This window comes from Aeromonas caviae, assembly GCF_000819785.1.
Classification (GTDB): Bacteria; Pseudomonadota; Gammaproteobacteria; order Enterobacterales; family Aeromonadaceae; genus Aeromonas; species Aeromonas caviae.
The window spans coordinates 15,451-32,423 of record NZ_CDBK01000078.1; the positions used below are offsets into that span (position 1 = coordinate 15,451).

The 16,973-nt window shown below is 62.2% G+C and carries 22 protein-coding genes; 16 read left to right on the forward strand and 6 right to left on the reverse strand.

Annotation, left to right across the window (positions count from 1 at the left end; all coding sequences use genetic code 11):
- The first annotated feature begins 27 nt into the window (after positions 1-27).
- From thpR to BN1120_RS12315, 9 genes are all read left to right on the forward strand, one after another.
- Positions 28-573 (forward strand): RNA 2',3'-cyclic phosphodiesterase, encoded by a 546-nt coding sequence (gene thpR, locus BN1120_RS12275; RefSeq protein ID WP_042016304.1) that lies wholly within the window; start codon positions 28-30, stop codon positions 571-573.
- The gene (gene sfsA, locus BN1120_RS12280; RefSeq protein ID WP_042016305.1) at positions 570-1,313 is read left to right on the forward strand and encodes a DNA/RNA nuclease SfsA; all 744 of its coding nucleotides are present in this window, start codon (positions 570-572) and stop codon (positions 1,311-1,313) included. The genes thpR and sfsA overlap by 4 nt, the downstream gene beginning before the upstream one ends.
- Before the next feature lie 119 nt (positions 1,314-1,432).
- Positions 1,433-1,882 carry an RNA polymerase-binding protein DksA gene (dksA, locus tag BN1120_RS12285; RefSeq protein ID WP_029314801.1) on the forward strand — a complete coding sequence of 150 codons (450 nt, stop codon included), beginning with the start codon at positions 1,433-1,435 and terminating at the stop codon, positions 1,880-1,882.
- A gap of 109 nt (positions 1,883-1,991) precedes the next feature.
- Entirely contained in the window at positions 1,992-2,894 is a 903-nt protein-coding gene (gene gluQRS / locus BN1120_RS12290; RefSeq protein WP_042016306.1) for a tRNA glutamyl-Q(34) synthetase GluQRS, read from the forward strand.
- A 100-nt stretch (positions 2,895-2,994) separates the two neighbouring features.
- Positions 2,995-4,485: a polynucleotide adenylyltransferase PcnB gene (pcnB, locus tag BN1120_RS12295; protein ID WP_029314802.1), complete on the forward strand. Its 1,491-nt coding sequence runs from the start codon at positions 2,995-2,997 to the stop codon at positions 4,483-4,485.
- A gap of 10 nt (positions 4,486-4,495) precedes the next feature.
- Complete coding sequence (folK, locus tag BN1120_RS12300; RefSeq protein ID WP_042016308.1) at positions 4,496-4,993, forward strand: 2-amino-4-hydroxy-6-hydroxymethyldihydropteridine diphosphokinase; 498 nt, start codon at positions 4,496-4,498, stop codon at positions 4,991-4,993.
- Between the two features lie 20 nt (positions 4,994-5,013).
- Positions 5,014-5,808: a 3-methyl-2-oxobutanoate hydroxymethyltransferase gene (panB, locus tag BN1120_RS12305; RefSeq protein ID WP_039040847.1), complete on the forward strand. Its 795-nt coding sequence runs from the start codon at positions 5,014-5,016 to the stop codon at positions 5,806-5,808.
- Between the two features lie 96 nt (positions 5,809-5,904).
- On the forward strand, positions 5,905-6,759 hold the full coding sequence (panC, locus tag BN1120_RS12310) for a pantoate--beta-alanine ligase (RefSeq protein WP_039040846.1): 855 nt from the start codon (positions 5,905-5,907) through the stop codon (positions 6,757-6,759).
- A gap of 20 nt (positions 6,760-6,779) precedes the next feature.
- On the forward strand, positions 6,780-7,127 hold the full coding sequence (locus BN1120_RS12315) for a putative quinol monooxygenase (RefSeq protein ID WP_010675576.1): 348 nt from the start codon (positions 6,780-6,782) through the stop codon (positions 7,125-7,127).
- A gap of 60 nt (positions 7,128-7,187) precedes the next feature.
- On the opposite strand, the gene BN1120_RS12320 is transcribed toward BN1120_RS12315, so the two are convergent.
- The 3 genes from BN1120_RS12320 to hpt all read right to left on the reverse strand — a co-directional run bounded on the left by BN1120_RS12320 (position 7,188) and on the right by hpt (position 9,518).
- Positions 7,188-7,961 (reverse strand): ABC transporter permease, encoded by a 774-nt coding sequence (locus BN1120_RS12320; RefSeq protein ID WP_010675577.1) that lies wholly within the window; start codon positions 7,959-7,961, stop codon positions 7,188-7,190.
- The gene (locus tag BN1120_RS12325) at positions 7,958-8,875 is read right to left on the reverse strand and encodes an ABC transporter ATP-binding protein (protein ID WP_039040845.1); all 918 of its coding nucleotides are present in this window, start codon (positions 8,873-8,875) and stop codon (positions 7,958-7,960) included. Before BN1120_RS12325 ends, BN1120_RS12320 begins: the two co-directional genes overlap by 4 nt.
- A gap of 112 nt (positions 8,876-8,987) precedes the next feature.
- A complete protein-coding gene (hpt, locus tag BN1120_RS12330) occupies positions 8,988-9,518 on the reverse strand; it encodes a hypoxanthine phosphoribosyltransferase (RefSeq protein ID WP_010675579.1) in 531 nt (176 codons plus the stop codon).
- Between the two features lie 201 nt (positions 9,519-9,719).
- Here hpt and BN1120_RS12335 point away from each other — a divergent pair, with 201 nt between their 5' ends.
- Positions 9,720-10,334, forward strand: coding sequence for a TetR/AcrR family transcriptional regulator (locus tag BN1120_RS12335; protein WP_029314803.1), 615 nt, complete (start codon positions 9,720-9,722; stop codon positions 10,332-10,334).
- A gap of 73 nt (positions 10,335-10,407) precedes the next feature.
- Here the strand turns inward: BN1120_RS12335 and BN1120_RS12340 are convergent, their stop codons facing one another.
- Positions 10,408-11,019 carry a flavin prenyltransferase UbiX gene (locus BN1120_RS12340; protein ID WP_042016310.1) on the reverse strand — a complete coding sequence of 204 codons (612 nt, stop codon included), beginning with the start codon at positions 11,017-11,019 and terminating at the stop codon, positions 10,408-10,410.
- Positions 11,016-12,386, reverse strand: coding sequence for a UDP-N-acetylmuramate:L-alanyl-gamma-D-glutamyl-meso-diaminopimelate ligase (gene mpl, locus BN1120_RS12345; protein ID WP_042016311.1), 1,371 nt, complete (start codon positions 12,384-12,386; stop codon positions 11,016-11,018). Before mpl ends, BN1120_RS12340 begins: the two co-directional genes overlap by 4 nt.
- 233 nt (positions 12,387-12,619) lie before the next feature.
- Between mpl and ppa the strand changes: the two genes are divergently transcribed.
- Complete coding sequence (gene ppa, locus BN1120_RS12350) at positions 12,620-13,150, forward strand: inorganic diphosphatase (RefSeq protein ID WP_005335667.1); 531 nt, start codon at positions 12,620-12,622, stop codon at positions 13,148-13,150.
- A gap of 26 nt (positions 13,151-13,176) precedes the next feature.
- Here ppa and BN1120_RS12355 read toward each other — a convergent pair whose 3' ends face one another.
- Complete coding sequence (locus tag BN1120_RS12355) at positions 13,177-13,527, reverse strand: hypothetical protein (protein WP_010675583.1); 351 nt, start codon at positions 13,525-13,527, stop codon at positions 13,177-13,179.
- A gap of 123 nt (positions 13,528-13,650) precedes the next feature.
- On the opposite strand from BN1120_RS12355, the gene BN1120_RS12360 reads away from it, so the two are divergent.
- From BN1120_RS12360 to BN1120_RS12380, 5 genes are all read left to right on the forward strand, one after another.
- Entirely contained in the window at positions 13,651-14,529 is an 879-nt protein-coding gene (locus BN1120_RS12360; protein WP_010675584.1) for a hypothetical protein, read from the forward strand.
- 205 nt (positions 14,530-14,734) lie between these two features.
- Entirely contained in the window at positions 14,735-15,277 is a 543-nt protein-coding gene (locus BN1120_RS12365) for a YtfJ family protein (protein WP_010675585.1), read from the forward strand.
- Positions 15,278-15,320: 43 nt separating this feature from the next.
- Positions 15,321-15,611: a hypothetical protein gene (locus tag BN1120_RS20805; protein WP_080768013.1), complete on the forward strand. Its 291-nt coding sequence runs from the start codon at positions 15,321-15,323 to the stop codon at positions 15,609-15,611.
- Between the two features lie 36 nt (positions 15,612-15,647).
- Positions 15,648-16,244 carry a DUF2796 domain-containing protein gene (locus tag BN1120_RS12375; protein ID WP_042016313.1) on the forward strand — a complete coding sequence of 199 codons (597 nt, stop codon included), beginning with the start codon at positions 15,648-15,650 and terminating at the stop codon, positions 16,242-16,244.
- Positions 16,245-16,248: 4 nt separating this feature from the next.
- Positions 16,249-16,935, forward strand: a complete 687-nt coding sequence (locus tag BN1120_RS12380) for an ABC transporter ATP-binding protein (RefSeq protein ID WP_042016315.1) — start codon at positions 16,249-16,251, stop codon at positions 16,933-16,935.
- Positions 16,936-16,973 lie beyond the last annotated feature (38 nt).

The following is a 16,973-nucleotide window of genomic DNA, read 5'->3' on the forward strand; positions in this document are numbered from 1 at the left end:
TGCCCATCACGAGGACCGACACGCCGCATGTCCAAACTCTTCTTTGCCCTGCCCCTGCCAGAGCTTGCCCCCGAGCTTGCGACCTGGCGAGACCAGCGCCCCTGGCCCGGTCAGCCGGTGCCCGAGAGCAACCTGCACCTGACCCTGGCCTTTCTCGGGGAGGCCGACGAAACGACTCAGGCTCGCCTGATCGCGGCCGCCGAGCGACAGCACTGCCCCCCTTTCAGCGTCCATCTGGATCAGACCGGCTGGTTTCAGCGCGCCAAAGCCGCCTGGGTGGGGCCCGGTGAGTGGCCGAACGAGCTGACCGTGCTCGCGAGGGCGCTGCGCCGCCACGGTGAAAAGCTCGGGCTGGGCAACGGCGAGCAGGGCTATCGCCCCCACGTCACCCTGTCGCGCAAGGCGGGCGAGGCCCCCGGCGAGCTGCCTGCGCCGGATTTTCTGCTCAGGGCCGATCGCTTCTGCCTCTATCAATCCGTCAGCACGCCGGACGGCGTCCACTACGAACCGCTCGCCTGCTGGCCCCTGCGGGCCCGCGTCAAAAACCCGCACCGCGAGGAGCTCACCCCATGATCTTCGATCCCCCCCTGCAGTCCGGGCAGCTGATCTCCCGCTACAAGCGCTTTCTGACGGATGTCGCGCTCGACAACGGCGAGGTGATCACCATCCACTGCGCCAATACAGGTGCCATGACCGGCTGCGCCCTGCCGGGCACCCGGGTCTGGTACTCCACATCCGACAACCCCAAGCGCAAGCTGCCAAACAGTTGGGAAATCGCCGAGAGCCCGGCGGGTCACTTCATCTGCGTCAACACGGCCCGTGCCAACCAGATCGCCCGGGAGCTCATCGAACAGGGCGCCCTCGCCCCCCTAGCAGGCTATGCCAGGCTGCGCACCGAAGTGAAATACGGGGAAGAGAACAGCCGCATCGACCTGCTGCTGGAAGATGACCACAGACCGGATTGTTACATCGAGGTGAAATCCGTCACCCTGCTCGACGAGCGGGAGCAACCCGGCATGGGGTACTTCCCCGATGCGGTCACCACCCGCGGCGCCAAGCACTTGCGTGAATTGATGGCCATGAAGGCGGCAGGGCACCGGGCCGTGCTGCTGTTCATGGTATTGCACTCCGGCATCGCGAGAATGCGCCCTGCAGCCCATATCGATCCGCACTATAGTCAGCTTGTTGAACAGGCGATGGCGGCAGGGGTTGAAATTTTATGCTATCGCCCCCATGTTGGGGTGCAGGGCATGGTGGCTCAGGATTTTATCCCATTTGAATCTGACCATATGCTACCCGAGGGCGGAGAATAAATGCAGAAGTGGGTAACATTATTGATAAGGCTTGTTTGCCTCCCGTTGACCCTTCTGCTATAGATGTCGCCCTCAATTTATGGATGGCACGGGTAGCGTGCTGAATTAGGAGACAGGGCATGCCAACAGGCGAAAACAGGAAATCTCTGGGCCCCCTGGCCATTGCGGGTGTAGAGCCTTACCAGATGAAAGCCGGTGAGGAGTACATGAATGACCAACAGAAGGTACATTTTCGCAAGATCCTGGGAGCCTGGCGCAACCAACTGATGCAGGAAGTTGACCGCACCGTCGACCACATGAAGGATGAGGCTGCCAACTTCCCGGATCCCGTGGATCGCGCCGCGCAAGAAGAAGAGTTTGCTCTCGAACTGCGCACCCGCGACCGTGAACGCAAGCTGATCAAGAAGATCGAGAAAACCTTGCTGCTGCTCGAAGAAGATGACTTCGGTTACTGCGAGCATTGCGGCATCGAGATCGGCATCCGCCGTCTGGAAGCCCGTCCGACCGCAGACCTCTGCGTGGACTGCAAGACGCTGGCCGAGATCAAGGAAAAACAGATGGCTGGCTGATGCCGCCCATCCACAGAAACGAAAAGGGAGCCCAGGCTCCCTTTTTTATTGAGCTTTTGGTCGGGCCGTCCCAGAATGCAGCCTCAATGCATCGCCTACCCGAATTGCCATGGTCATGACCTCCCCCCCCTCCCGACGCCCCTATGTGGGCCGCTTCGCCCCCTCACCGTCCGGTCCGCTCCACTTCGGATCCCTGGTCGCCGCCCTTGGCAGCTTCTTGCAGGCCAGGGCACAGCAGGGCCGCTGGCTGGTGCGCATCGAAGACATCGACCCCCCGCGGGAGATGCCGGGAGCGGCTGACCTTATCCTCACCACCCTGGAGGCACACGGTCTTGGCTGGGATGGGGAGGTGATGTTCCAAAGCGCGCGCCATGGCCGCTATGACGAGATCATCGATCAGCTCTACCGGGCCGGGGATCTCTACTGGTGCCGCTGTACCCGGCGCGAAATCATGGCCGCAGGGGGGTTCTACAACGGCCATTGCCGCGCCCTAGGGCTGACCGCCGAGGGGTGTGCCGCCCGTTTGCGCCAGCACCACCCGGTCTATCGGTTCGAGGATGCGCTGCAGGGAGAGATCACCGTCCCCGCAGCGCTGGCGGAGGAGGACTTCATCGTGCGCCGCCGGGACGGGCTCTACGCCTACAACCTGGCGGTGGTGGTGGATGACATGGACAGCGGCATCACCGAGATCGTCCGCGGCGCCGATCTGCTGGAACCCACGGTGCGCCAGATTGCCCTCTACCAGACTCTGGGGGCTGCCATCCCCGATTGGGTGCACCTGCCGCTGGCGGTGCAAGCGGATGGCAACAAGCTCTCCAAGCAGAACCATGCGCCGGCGCTGTCGCAGGACGAGGTACGACCGGCCCTGTGGCAGGCGCTGCACTTTCTCGGTCAGTGCCCGCCGCCCGAGCTGATGGCGAGCCGGATCGACGAGATCATCGGCTGGGGCATCGCCCACTGGCAGCTGGTCCGGGTGCCCCGCCAGCAGAAGATCCCGCAAGGGCAAAGCTAGCCCTGGCTGTATTTCTTGCCCCAAAAGGACCAATCAAGGGGAAGCAGGCCACACCGTTTCTCATTTGGTTGGGGCTGAGCTATGATAGGCCGCTATTTTTTTGGCCTCCCGTCAATTTGAAGTCATAACGAGGTGTACCATTTTTTCCCAGATCGCAAACTTTTGCCGCAAAGTGCTCGGCAAGGAAGACGGCGAGCAGTCGGTGGAGTCCCCCATTCCGGCCCGTGTCGCCGGACAGCGCCGTACCTTGAGCCGTGACCAGCACCCGATTTCGCGCAAAGAGATCAGCGAGAATGCCCTCAAGGTGCTCTATCGCCTGAACAAGGGGGGCTATGAGGCCTACCTGGTCGGCGGCGGCGTCCGTGACCTGCTGCTCGGGAAGACCCCCAAGGATTTCGACATCGCCACCGACGCGACGCCGGAGCAGATCAAGGCGCTGTTCAGCAACTGCCGCCTCATCGGCCGCCGTTTCCGCCTGGCCCACATCGTCTTTGGTCGTGACGTGATCGAAGTGGCCACCTTCCGGGGTCACCACCATCAGGTCAATACCAGCAAGCATGTGTCGGCCCAGTCCGATGAAGGCATGCTGCTGCGAGACAACGTCTACGGCACCATCGAAGAGGATGCCGAGCGTCGCGACTTTACCGTCAACGCCCTCTACTACAGCGCCAAGGATTTCACCCTGCACGATTTCGAGGGTGGGCTGGAAGACCTGGCCGCGCGCAGACTGGAGCTGATTGGCGACCCCGAGACCCGCTACCGGGAAGATCCGGTGCGCATGCTGCGCGCCGTGCGCTTCGCCGCCAAGCTCGACATGACCATCAGCCCGCGCACCGCCGCGCCCATCCGGGAGCTCGCCCCGCTGCTGCAGGACATCCCGGCCGCCCGCCTGTTCGAGGAGACCCTCAAGCTGTTCCTGGCGGGGGACGGTCTGGCCACCTACAAGCTGCTGCGGGAATACGGGCTGTTCCAGCCGCTGTTCCCCCAGGTAGCCGCCCTGTTCACGCCCCACGGCAACTCGCCCTACGAGCAGTTCATCGAGCAGGCGCTGATGGACACCGATACCCGGGTCCGTGAAGAGAAGCGCGTCACCCCCGCCTTCCTCTACGCCACCCTGCTGTGGGGCGCCGTCGAGGCCCGCGGCCGGGTGCTGGAAAACGAGAGCGGTCTGCCCTGGTACGATGCCTTCATGCTGGCTATCAACGAGGTGCTGGACAACCAGGTGCGGATCATCGCCGTGCCGCGCCGCTTCACCACGGACGTGCGCGACATTTGGGCCCTGCAGCAGCGCCTGACCCGCCGCCAGGGCAAGCACCCCGAGCGCGCCATGGAGCACCCGAAATTCCGTGCGGCCTTCGACTTCCTGTTGCTGCGCAACCGGGTCGAGCGCGGCCTCGGCGAGCTGGCGAGCTGGTGGGAACGCTATGTGGCCTCCAACCCGGACGTGCGCCCGCAACTGCAACGGGAGGCGACCCGCCGCCCGGCGAGCGGCGAGCGCGCCGACTCCCGCAGCGGTGATGGCGAGAAGCGCAGCGGCAATGGCCGCAACCGCCGTCGCCCCCGTCGCCGCAAGCCGAAGTCGGCAGAGTAAGGATCCGCCGATGATCGAGGTCTTCGTCGCCATCGGCTCCAACCTCGCCGACCCTCTCGGCCAGGCTCGTCGCGCCATCGCCGCGCTGGCGACCCTGCCCGAGTCAGAGCTGCTGCAGACCTCCCACCTTTACGGCAGCCGCCCCATGGGCCCTGCGGATCAGCCGGACTACGTCAATGCCGTGGCGCGCCTTGCCACTCGCCTCAGCCCTCTGGCGCTGCTGGACGAGCTGCAGCGCATCGAGCAGGCACAGGGGCGAGTGCGCAAGGATGAGCGCTGGGGCCCCCGGACCCTGGATCTCGATCTGCTGCTGTACGGCGACGAGGTCATCCGGCATGAGCGCCTGACGGTGCCTCACTATGGCATGAAGGAGCGGGAGTTCGTCCTGCTCCCCCTTGCCGAGATAGCCCCCTCCCTGGTGCTGCCCTGCGGCACCCCGCTCACCGAACTGATTGCCCGCTGCCCGCGCAATGGACTCGCGATCCTGGCCGGTGCAGCAGGCGAGTAGAGAAGAGTAGGAACAACGTAATGAGCAAGATCACCACTACCCACCTGCAGAAGATGAAGCAGGACGGACAGAAAATCACCGCCATCACCGCCTATGACGCCACCTTCGCCAAGCTGTTCGACGACGAGGGCGCCCAGGTGCTGCTCATCGGCGACTCCCTCGGCATGGTATTGCAGGGCGGAGACGACACCCTGGCGGTCAGCATGGACGAGATGGTCTATCACACCCGCTGCGTGGTGCGCGGCACCACCAATGCCCTGGTGGTGACCGACATGCCGTTCATGAGCTACGCCACCCCGGAGCAGACCTACCAGAACGCGGCGCGCCTGATGGCGGCCGGTGCCCGCATGGTGAAGATGGAAGGGGGGGACTGGCTGTGTGACTCCATCCGCCACCTCACCCGTAACGGGGTGCCGGTGTGCGGCCATCTCGGCCTGACCCCGCAATCCGTCCACGTGTTTGGCGGCTTCAAGGTGCAGGGGCGCGACGAGTTCCACGCCCAGGAGATCTACCGCCAGGCGCTGGAGCTGCAAGCGGCTGGCATCCAGTTGCTGGTACTCGAGTGCGTGCCCGTCTCTCTGGCAGAGCGCATCACCAAGGCGCTGCGCATTCCGGTGATCGGCATCGGTGCCGGCCCTGCCACCGACGGCCAGATCCTGGTGATGCACGATGCCTTCGGCATCACCTCCGGTTATGTGCCCAAGTTCACCAAGAACTTCCTGGCCGAGACCGGTGACATGCGTGCCGCCATTCGTCTCTACGTGCAGCAGGTGAGCGAGGGAACCTTCCCCGGCCCCGAGCACTGCTTCAACTGACTTTCTGTCGTCATGAGCGCGGGGGCCTGTGCCCCCGTCTCTCACTCCCCCCTGACGACCCCCTCTTTTATTGATTCATCTGAAGGTGAACTGACGATGTTGGTTGTGAACAATCCCGCCGCGCTGCGCGAGCAGATCGGTCAATGGCATCGCGAAGGCCGCGCCATCGCATTCGTGCCCACCATGGGCAATCTGCATCAGGGTCATCTCACCCTGGTCGAGGAGGCCCGCCGCCATGGCGACAAGGTGGTGGTCAGCATCTTTGTGAACCCCTTGCAGTTCGACAAGGCCGAGGATCTCGCCAACTACCCCCGCACCCTGGAGCAGGATTGCGCCGCCCTGGAGGCCGCCGGTGTGGACCTGGTCTTCACCCCGACGCCGGAGATCATGTATCCCCAGGGGCTCGCCAGCCAGACCTTCGTCGAGGTGCCCGGCATCTCCAGCCTGCTGGAAGGGGCGCTGCGTCCGGGGCATTTTCGCGGGGTCAGCACCGTGGTCACCAAGCTGTTCAATCTGGTACAGCCGAACGTGGCCTGCTTTGGCGAGAAGGATTACCAGCAGCTCGCGCTCATTCGCAAGATGGTGGCCGACATGGCCATGCCCATCGAGATCGTGGGCGTGCCGACCGTGCGGGCCGAAGACGGGCTGGCCCTCTCTTCGCGCAACGGCTATCTGACCGCTGCCGAGCGGGCCATCGCCCCCGAGCTCGCGCGCACCATGAACTGGATTGCCGGGCAGATTGAAGCGGGGAACAGTCACCTCCCCTCCCTGGTTGCCCAGGCCAGCCAACGCCTCGACAACGCGGGATTCAGGACGGATGCCATCGACATCGTCGATGCCGACACCCTGGAATCCGCCAGCGCCGAGAGCCAGCGCCTGGTGATCCTGATGGCCGCCTATCTGGGCAAGGCCCGCCTCATCGACAACCGGGTCGTCGCCCTGCGGGGTTGAGACACGGCAAGGAGACCACGATGTCCAAGAAGGTTTACTGCATCGCCCAGTTCCAGCCCAAGCCGGGCCAGGAGCAGGCCCTGTTCCGCGTCCTGCAAGGGCTCGAACCCGACACCCTGCGTGAAGATGGCTGCCTGCAGTACATCGTCACCCGCCATATCCAGAGCCCCTTTGCCGAGGGGGAGAGCTTCCCCATCGTCTTCAACGAGATCTGGCGCGACATGGCGAGCTTCGAGGCCCACTGCCAGCGCGCCGGTATCAAGGCCTTCTTCGAGCGCTACTGCCTCGCAGATGATGGCCTCGCGGCCAAGTGGAACGTCTGCGTCTACAGCGACGAGCCCGCGGACTACGATGCCCCGGCCCTCTGAGACCGACATGTGCAAATAAAAAGGCGCCCGAGGGCGCCTTTTTGCTGGCAGGTGCGCGCCTCAGTGGCGCAGACCGGTGCCGCGGGAGATGAGCCACCAGGCCATCCCGTAGAGCACCAGGATGAAGCCGATGATGATGAGATAGGCGGTGCCGAGGGGCACGTCGGAGATCCCGAGGAAGCCGTAGCGGAACGCGTTCACCATGTAGATGATGGGGTTCACCTGGGAAACCCCCTGCCAGAACGGCGGCAGCAGGGTGATGGAGTAGAAGACGCCCCCCAGATAGGTCAGGGGAGTCAGGATGAAGGTCGGGATGATGCTGATGTCATCGAACGACTTCGCGAACACCGCGTTGATGAGCCCCCCCAGGGAGAAGAGGATGGAGGTGAGCAGCACGGTCACGCAGACGCTGAACAGGTGATGGATCTGCAGCGGCACGAAGAACAGCGACACCAGGGTGACGATGAGGCCGACACAGAGGCCGCGCGCCACGCCACCGCCCACATACCCCGCGATGATGATGTAGTTGGGCACCGGCGCCACCAGCAGCTCCTCCACGTTGCGCTGGAACTTGGCGCTGTAGAAGGAGGAGGCGACGTTGGAGTAGGAGTTGGTGATGACCGACATCATGATGAGGCCGGGCACGATGAACTCCATGTAGCTGAAGCCACCCATGTCACCGATGCGCGAGCCGATGAGGTTGCCGAAGATGACGAAGTAGAGGCTCATGGTGATGGCGGGCGGCACCAGGGTCTGGATCCAGATCCGGGTGAAGCGGCTCACTTCCTTGGCCAGAATGCTCTTGAAGGCGATGTAATAGGTCATGGGGTTCATGCTTTGCGACCCTCCTCTACCAGATTGACGAACAGCTCTTCCAGCCGGTTCGCCTTGTTGCGCATGCTGAGCACCTTCACCCCCTGGGCGGAGAGCTGCTCGAACAGGCTGTTGAGGGACTGGCTCTTCTCCAGCTCCACTTCCAGGGTGTTCTCATCCTGCATCCGGCCGTTGAACTCGGGCAGGGCCGGTACGGTGGAACCCGGCACCAGATCCAGCAGGAAGGTCTCGCGACCCAGCTTGCCGAGCAGGCTCTTCATGCTGGTGTTCTCGATGAGGCGCCCCTTGTCGATGATGCCGATGTTGCGGCACAGCATCTCAGCCTCTTCCAGGTAGTGGGTGGTCAGGATGATGGTCACCCCCTGCTCGTTGAGATCCTTGAGGAAACTCCACATTGAACGGCGGATCTCGATGTCCACCCCGGCGGTCGGCTCATCCAGGATCAGCAGCTTGGGCTCATGCATCAGGGCGCGGGCAATCATCAACCGGCGCTTCATGCCACCGGAGAGAGTGCGGGCCGCCATGTCGCGCTTGTCCCACAGATCGAGCTGGCGCAGGTACTTCTCGGCGCGCACCTTGGCCTCGGCCCGCGGCACTCCATAGAAACCGGCCTGGTGAGTCACTATCTGGCTCACCTTCTCGAACTGGCTGAAGTTGAACTCCTGGGGCACCAGGCCGAGCTGGGACTTGGCCAGCTCCAGATCGGTATCGATGTCATGACCGAATACCTTCACCTTGCCGGCACTCTTGTTGACCAGTGAGCTGATCACGCCGATGGTGGTGGATTTGCCCGCCCCGTTGGGACCGAGCAGGGCGAAGAAATCCCCCTGTTTGACGGTGAGATCGATGCCCTTGAGGGCTTCGACGCCCCCCTGATAGGTCTTCTTCAGACCGCTGATTTCCAATGCGTTCATTGCAACCCCTGTGATGGATGAGCCCATCTCGAGACAGAAAAGGCGGCTGTGACGCCGCCTGAAGACAGTCGATGGCGGGCCGGCCAGCCTGCCTTGCTACTTCGGACCCGGCTTACTCTTGCGGTACCACCTTGCCGATGAAAGGCAGGTTACGGTACTTCTGGGCGTAGTCAATGCCACAGCCCACCACGAACTCGTCCGGGATGGAGAAGCCAAGCCAGTCCACCGGCACCTGAACCTCGCGGCGGGACGGTTTGTCCAGCAGGGTGCAGATGGCCAGGGATTTCGGCTCGCGCAGAGAGAGGATCTCGCGCACCTTGTTGAGGGTGTAACCGGTGTCGATGATGTCCTCGACGATCACCACGTCCTTGCCTTTGATGTCGTCATCCAGATCCTTGAGGATGCGCACGTCACGGGTGCTGTGCATGCCGGAGCCATAGCTGGAGGCAGTCATAAAGTCCAGGGTGATGGGCAACTGGCACTGACGGCAGAGATCCGCCAGGAAGACGCAGGAGCCGCGCAGCAGGCCGATCATGACCACTTCCTCGGAGCCCTGGTAACGGGCGGTAATCTCTTCACCCAGCGTGGCGATCCGGGCTGCAACCTCGGCCTCGGGGATCATCACCTCGACAATGTGTTTCATCACATACTCCAATAATGACCAAAGGGTTATTGGCCGTTCATTAACGTCAAAACCGAGGATTCTACCACTCCAACCAGTGGGCGTCAGGCATACGTGATGCTTTTATCGGCTTATTTTAATTGATAGAGTTAGCAAGCCTTCGGGCATTATCGGTGACAATACTATAAACACCATAATCAATAACTATTAGATGAAAAAACTATGGAACCACGCGCAGAAATAAGACGTCGAACCCGGCTTTCGCCGGAGGCTCGCCGTGATCAATTGATGGAGTGTGCCGTCGAGGTATTTTCCCGTCGCGGCATCGGCCGTGCGGGGCATGCCGAGATAGCCGAACAGGCAAAGGTCTCGGTTGCGACCGTTTTTAACTATTTCAATACTCGTGAAGATCTGGTCGACGAAGTGCTGACAGAAATCGAAGCCTTCGTACAGCAGATCCTCGAACAGGCCTACAACGGTCAGGGCTCCGCCAGGGAGAGCATTCACCGCCACGTGAAGCTGTTCGTTGACGCCGCCTATGACAAGCCCGATCACGCCAGCATCTGGCTGGAGTGGAGCTCCTCGGTGCGGGAAGAAGTGTGGCCTCGCTACACCAGGCTGCTGGACAAGGCGCTGGAGCGCATTGCCCCCCACCTGCAACGGGCCATCGACAACGGCGAGATCCAGAGCGTGCTGTCGGCGCAGGATCTGGCCCGCTCCCTGACCGGTTTTGGCTATGTGATGATGCAGATGATCAATCAGCCACAGCGTCCGAGCCGGGAAGAGGTGACGGATTTCCTGTTCAAGTACGTGACTGCCCCCATCCAGGCCAGCTGACTCGCGCAGATGTTGACAAAGCGGCGCCGGGCTTTACAGCCCGGCGCCGCTTTTTTGTCCGCTCCCCACCGTATCAGTGGTTGGCATAACCCCAGCGACTGGTCAATTCATGCTCGACACCCAGGTGGTCGAGGATGCGGGCGACCATGAAGTCCACCAGATCCTCGATGCTTTTGGGTTCATGGTAGAACCCTGGCGCCGCCGGCATGATGGTCACGCCAAGACGGGCAAGCTTGAGCATGTTCTCCAGATGGATCGCCGAGAAGGGGCTCTCCCGGGGCACCAGAATCAGCTGGCCTCGCTCCTTGATCACCACGTCCGCCGCCCGCTCCAGCAGGTTGTCCGAGGTGCCGTTGGCGATCGCCGAGACGGTGCCCATGGAGCAGGGGCAGACCACCATCTGTTTGGGGGCCGCCGAGCCGGAAGCCACCGGCGAGAACCACTCCTCCTTGCCGCAGGCGACGATCTGACCCTCTTTGGCACCATATTGGCGACAGAGGTACGCCGACAGCTCCCTGGGGGAGCCCGGCCAATCCTGCTGTTGCTCGGTCTTGAGCACAACCCTGGCCGCCGAGGAGGCGAGCAGGAAGACCCGATAGTCTGCCTGCACCAGGCATTCCAGCAGGCGCAGGGCATAGGGAGCGCCGGAGGCGCCGGTCAGCGCCAGGGTGATGGCCTTGTTCATGATGCGCTCTGCAGCTCCTTGAGGCGGGCGATCAGCTTGTCGTGAATGCCGCCGAAGCCGCCGTTGCTCATGATCAGAATATGATCCCCTGGGCGGCTCTCGGCCACCAGGGCGCCAATCAGGGCATCAAGGGCCTCGAATACCCGGGCAGGCCGGGTCATGTGGGCCGTCACCTCCCCCAGATCCCAGCCGATGTTGGGGGGCTGGAAGAAGAACACCTCGTCGGCGCCGTCGAAGCAACCGGCCAGTTCCTCCTTGTGAACCCCGAGCTTCATGGTGTTGGAGCGGGGCTCCAGCACCGCCATGATGCGGGCCTTGCCCACCTTGGCGCGCAGGCCGCCCAGGGTGGTCTCGATGGCGGTGGGGTGGTGGGCGAAGTCGTCATAGACGCTGATGCCGGCCACTTCCCCTTTCAGCTCCATGCGCCGCTTGGGGGACTTGAACTGGCAGAGGGCGTTGATCCCGTGCTCCACCATGACACCGGCATGACGGGCGGCGGCGATGGCCATCAGACCGTTGTTGACGTTGTGCTCGCCGATGCACTCCCAGTGCACCTCCCCCTGTTTCACGCCATCCAGCCACACCTCGAAGGCGGAGCCGTCATCGGCCAGCTTGACCGCCTTCCACTTGGCGTCGTCCTGGCCCACCAGCTCCACCTCGCTCCAGCAGCCCATCTCGCGCACGGCGGTAAGGTTGTCATCACCTTTGGGGAAGAGCACCCGGCCGTTGCTCGGCACGGTGCGCATCAGGTGGTGGAACTGGCGCTGGATGGCGGCGAGATCCGGGAAGATGTCCGCGTGGTCGAACTCCAGGTTGTTCATCACCAGGGTGCGCGGGTGGTAGTGGACAAACTTGGATCGCTTGTCGAAGAAGGCGCAGTCATATTCGTCCGCTTCAATCACAAAGAAGGGAACCGAGCCGAGACGGGCGGAAACCGGGAAGTTGCCCGGCACGCCGCCGATGAGGAAACCGGGTTCCAGCTTGGCATACTCCAGCACCCAGGCCAGCATGCTGGCGGTGGTGGTCTTGCCATGGGTGCCCGCGACGGCCAGCACCCAGCGATCTTTCAGCACGTGCTCCAGCAGCCACTGGGGGCCGGAGATATAGGGCAGATTGCGGTCCAGCACATATTCCACACAGGGGTTGCCACGGCTCATGGCATTGCCGATCACCACCAGATCCGGCGCAGGATCGAGCTGGGAGGGGTCGTAGCCTTCGGTCAGTTCGATGCCCTGTTGCTCGAGCTGGGTGCTCATGGGGGGATAGACGTTGGCGTCGGAGCCGGTCACCCGATAGCCAAGCTGTTTTGCCAACACCGCCAGACCACCCATGAAGGTGCCGCAGATCCCGAGAATGTGAATGTGCATACCGCTGCCTTTTCCAGTAAAGGGAGTGCGCATTCTAGGGTCTGTTGACCCGGTGGCACAAGCCGCGCCCATGGGGAGCGAAGGCATCGGCGCCCGCAGACGACAGAAATCGGGCAAGCGCGGGGAAAAGCCACCCTCCGCCACGCCACCCGGCCCTTGAAATATGGTCATTTGACGGGACATCGCTATAATGTCGGCCTGCAAACTTGACTCCAACACTCAAAGGAAACGTCATGAGCCTGAACCTGGTACCGGCCGGCAAGAGCCTGCCTGACGACATCTACGTCATCATCGAAATCCCGCAGAACGCCGACCCGATCAAATACGAAGTCGACAAGGACAGCGGCGCCATCTTCGTTGACCGTTTCATGTCCACCCCGATGTTCTACCCGTGCAACTACGGTTATGTGAACGCCACCCTGTCCCTGGACGGGGATCCGGTCGACGTGCTGGTTCCGACTCCCTACCCGCTGCTGGCCGGCTCCGTCATCCGTTGCCGCCCGGTCGGCGTGCTGAAGATGACCGACGAATCAGGCGAAGACGCCAAGATCGTGGCCGTTCCCCACTCCAAGCTGACCAAGCAGTACGATCACATCCAGGATGTGAACGATCTGCCCGAGTTGCTGAAAGCCCAGATCCAGCACTTCTTCGAGCGCTACAAAGAGCTGGAAGCGGGCAAGTGGGTCAAGGTGGAAGGTTGGGGCGACAAGGCCGCTGCCGAAGCCGAGATCAAGACCTCTGCCGAGCGTTACGCTGCAAAATAAGCGTATCCCTCGCAAAAAAAGGCGCCTTATGGCGCCTTTTTTATTGGTCGTTGCGGGGACGCTCCGGGGGGATCCCCCTGGATATAGAGGTCTCGCCCGTTTTGCCGATAGGGGCGGTAATAGTCATCACCACAGCGATATTCCTGACCGGCACCTCCCACCAGATCGCAGTTGACCGGCAGCACCTCCAGCCACTTGATGGCCTGCTGGAAGCGCAGCCACTCCTGCCATTCATGCTCCCGGGCCAGCTGATCCCGCAGGGCGAAGGTATCCGCGCTGGACAATCCCTGATTGACGATGACCTGCCCCGCCAGCGCTGGCGTGGCCACCAATATCAGCAGAAACCGTGAAACAAGCTTCATGATGATTTCCCCCATGACTTATTTCCTGAATTAAATTTAAAGTCAGATCAGATAATTACCAATATATCTGTCACCAGACCAATCCAAATGCCGGTCACTCACCTAGTTGTTTATTATCAACCCAGGCGGAGGCGCACCATGAAACTGGCACAAGGCTTTCTGTGCAGTCTGCTCTTCGGCACCATGGCGCAGGCCAACGAGATCAACCTGAGCTGGCAGTGGCAATCTGCGGATGGTCAGCAAAAGCACCTGCAATTGACGGCGGATGAGCGCACCTTTTCAGCCAGCCGTCACGAGATGACACAGCTCGACACCGCCCTCAACTTCCCGCTGGAAACACTCTACTCCTACATCAGTCCGCGCCTCTACAACAGCATCAACCAGATCAACCAGCACAGCCCGGAGACGGCCACCAAGTTCCGCAACCTGGAACAGGCCTTTACCCTGCACGACAGCAGCCTCGAATCCGCCCAGTTCTGGCAGGCCTACCGGCAATATCAGGAGGACGCCTTCTACGAGATGCGGGTCCAGCCCTGCGTGCACCCGGCCAATCAGAAGCTGCCCTGCGTGCGCCCCAACTACTCCCAGCTGTTCTATCAGTTCAAGGGAGACCTCAAACCCCTGGCACAGCAGTTTTCGGCCAAGGATCTCGCCACCAGCGTCACCCTGCTGCAGGAGTGGCTGAGCGGCATCCCCACCCCGCCCGAGCAGATGGACCACTTCGCTCCGCCCTTGCAGGCCCTGCAGGACAACAAGGCCGACAGCGACGAGAAGGCGCTGCTCATGGCCAGTCTGCTGGCGGAGCTGGCGCCCCAGTACAGCCTCAGCATCATCTATCCGAACATCAGCATCGGCAGCGTCTCGCCGGCCTGGCTCGCCATCACGGCCGACAGCGGCCTTGAGGGGGACACCCTGGTGATCGGCAATCAGCGCCACGTGCTGCTCACCGGTTCTCCCCTGCTGGCCCAGCAGATGACCATGGCCCAGATTCCCTTGATCAGTGAACCGCTCTACTAGCCTCTTCTGACCATCACTTGCTTTTGATGGATGACATGCCATCCTTGCCGCCGTCATTGGGGGGATGGCGACCATGTTGACAAGATCACCGTCGCACCCTGCATTATTTAACACTTTTTAAACAGATCCGATCAGTTTAGGATGTTCAGGGTCCCATTCCCTCGACCCAAAAATCGTTATAACATCACAAAGGAGTGTCATCCGGATGAAACATCTCGTGCTTACTCTGGCGCTGCTGCCAACCCTGGTCATGGCCCACAACATCAAGGAATCAACCCAGGTGCCGCTGGTCAACATCAGCGACAAGGGGGAGCTGGTGCTCAAGGAGAAGGAGATCAGCTATCAGCCCTGGCAGAGCAAGGTCCTGACCGGCAAGGTCTTCCTGATCCAGCACATCGCGGGTCGCTCCAGCGCCAAGGAGCTCAATGCCCCCATGATCGAGGCGATCAAGGCGGCCAAGCTGCCCCACGACAAGTACCAGACCGTCACCATCATCAACAGCAATGACGCCATCTGGGGCACGTCCGGTTTCGTGAAGAGCAGTGCCGAGGACAGCAAGAAAGAGTTCCCCTGGTCCGCCATGGTGCTGGATGCCAAGGGGATGGCCCGCAACGCCTGGGCGCTCACCCCGGAAAGTTCGGCCATCATACTGCTGGATAAAGAGGGCAAGGTGCTGTTTGCCAAAGATGGCCAGCTCGATGCCGCCGAGATAACCAAGGTGATGGGGCTCATCCAGTCCCATCTCTGAATCAGAGAGAAGGGCGCTGATGGCGCCCTTTCCACAAGGGTCTATGGGTCGTTCCACACTGACAATCTGGGTGTTGCTGCTGGGCTGGTTGTGGATGCAACCGGCGCTGGCACAGCACCCCCTTGAAGCAGCCCTGCCCGATCACGGTCATGCTTGCACCCTCTGCGTCCTGCATCTGGATGGCAAGCTGGCACTGACGCCGACCCCCGTTCTCCCTCCCCTCTCCTCTGGCATCGACCGGTATATCGGCACTCCCCAACCGAGGGCGGCCACCGGCACTACGGGACATCGCCGTATCCGCGCCCCGCCGCCCCTTCATTGTTTCTTTTTTTGAACCAATCTTTTCTCTATTCATTCAAAAGGATTAACGATGAAAGCAGTCACCCTGTTGCTGGCCGCTGCCGCCTTCGGCGCCCAGGCCCATCACGACGAACACGAAAGCCACAGCCACGGTGCCCATGAGCACGGTCACGGCCACCTCAACCTGGTACTCGACGGCAACCAGCTGATGATCGAGTTGCAGGCCCCTGCCGCCGATCTGGTGGGCTTCGAGCATGCCGCCAACACCGATGAGGAGAAAGCGCAGTATGCCAAGGCGGTGGCCCGCCTCCAGCAGCCCGACGCTCTCTTCCGTTTCGACCCTGCCGCCGGCTGCAAGCTGACCCAGCAAGAGCTGCAGGCCGCCAAGGAAGATCATGACCATGAGCACGAGCACGAGCACGAGCACGAGCACGAGCACGACAAGGCTGATGGCGCTCACGATGAACACCATCACGACGACGCGGGCCATGCGGACATGGGAGCCATGTACACCTACACCTGCGCTACCCCGGCCAAGCTCACCGGTCTCGAGGCCACCCTGTTCAGCCTCTACCCGAGCCTGGAGAAGCTGAGCGTGCAGGGCATACTGCCCACCGGCCAGACCGCCGCCGAACTGACTCCGTCCGCCAACAAACTGGGCTGGTAACACCATGAAACATGCCGTGGTTGAGATCCGTGATCTGGCCTTTGCCTGGCCGGGTCACGAAGCCGTCCTCGATCTGCCCGCCCTTCGCATCCACGAGGGTGAGCGCGTCTTCATCAAGGGCCCATCGGGTTGTGGCAAGTCCACCCTGCTCGGGTTGCTGGCCGGTATCCAGACCGCCAACCACGGCACCCTGGAGGTGCTGGGCCAGCCCCTGGCCCGGCTTTCCAGCCGCGCTCGTGACCAGTTCCGGGCGGCCAATCTGGGGTACATCTTCCAGCAGTTCAATCTGCTGCCGTTTCTCTCGGTACAGGACAACGTCACCGCTGCCCTCACCTTTTCACCCGCCAAGCGGGCCCGCCTGACAGGGAGCCCCGAGCAGGAGGCGCGCCGCCTGCTGGCAGAACTGCAACTGCCGGATGAGGCACTCCATCGCCCCGTCCACGCCCTCAGCATCGGCCAGCAGCAGCGGGTTGCCGCCGCCCGCGCCCTCATAGGCTCCCCTCCTCTGGTGATCGCCGACGAGCCCACCTCGGCCCTGGACACCGACAACCGGGCCGCCTTCATCCGGCTGCTGTTCGAGGAGTGCGACAAGCAGGGGTCTACCCTGGTCTTCGTCAGTCACGATCCCTATCTGGAACCCCTCTTCCCCCGGGTGGAGAACCTGCAACAGCTCAACCGGAGGGCGGCATGACCACACGCCATCATCTCGCAGCCCGTCCGGCCATCTCC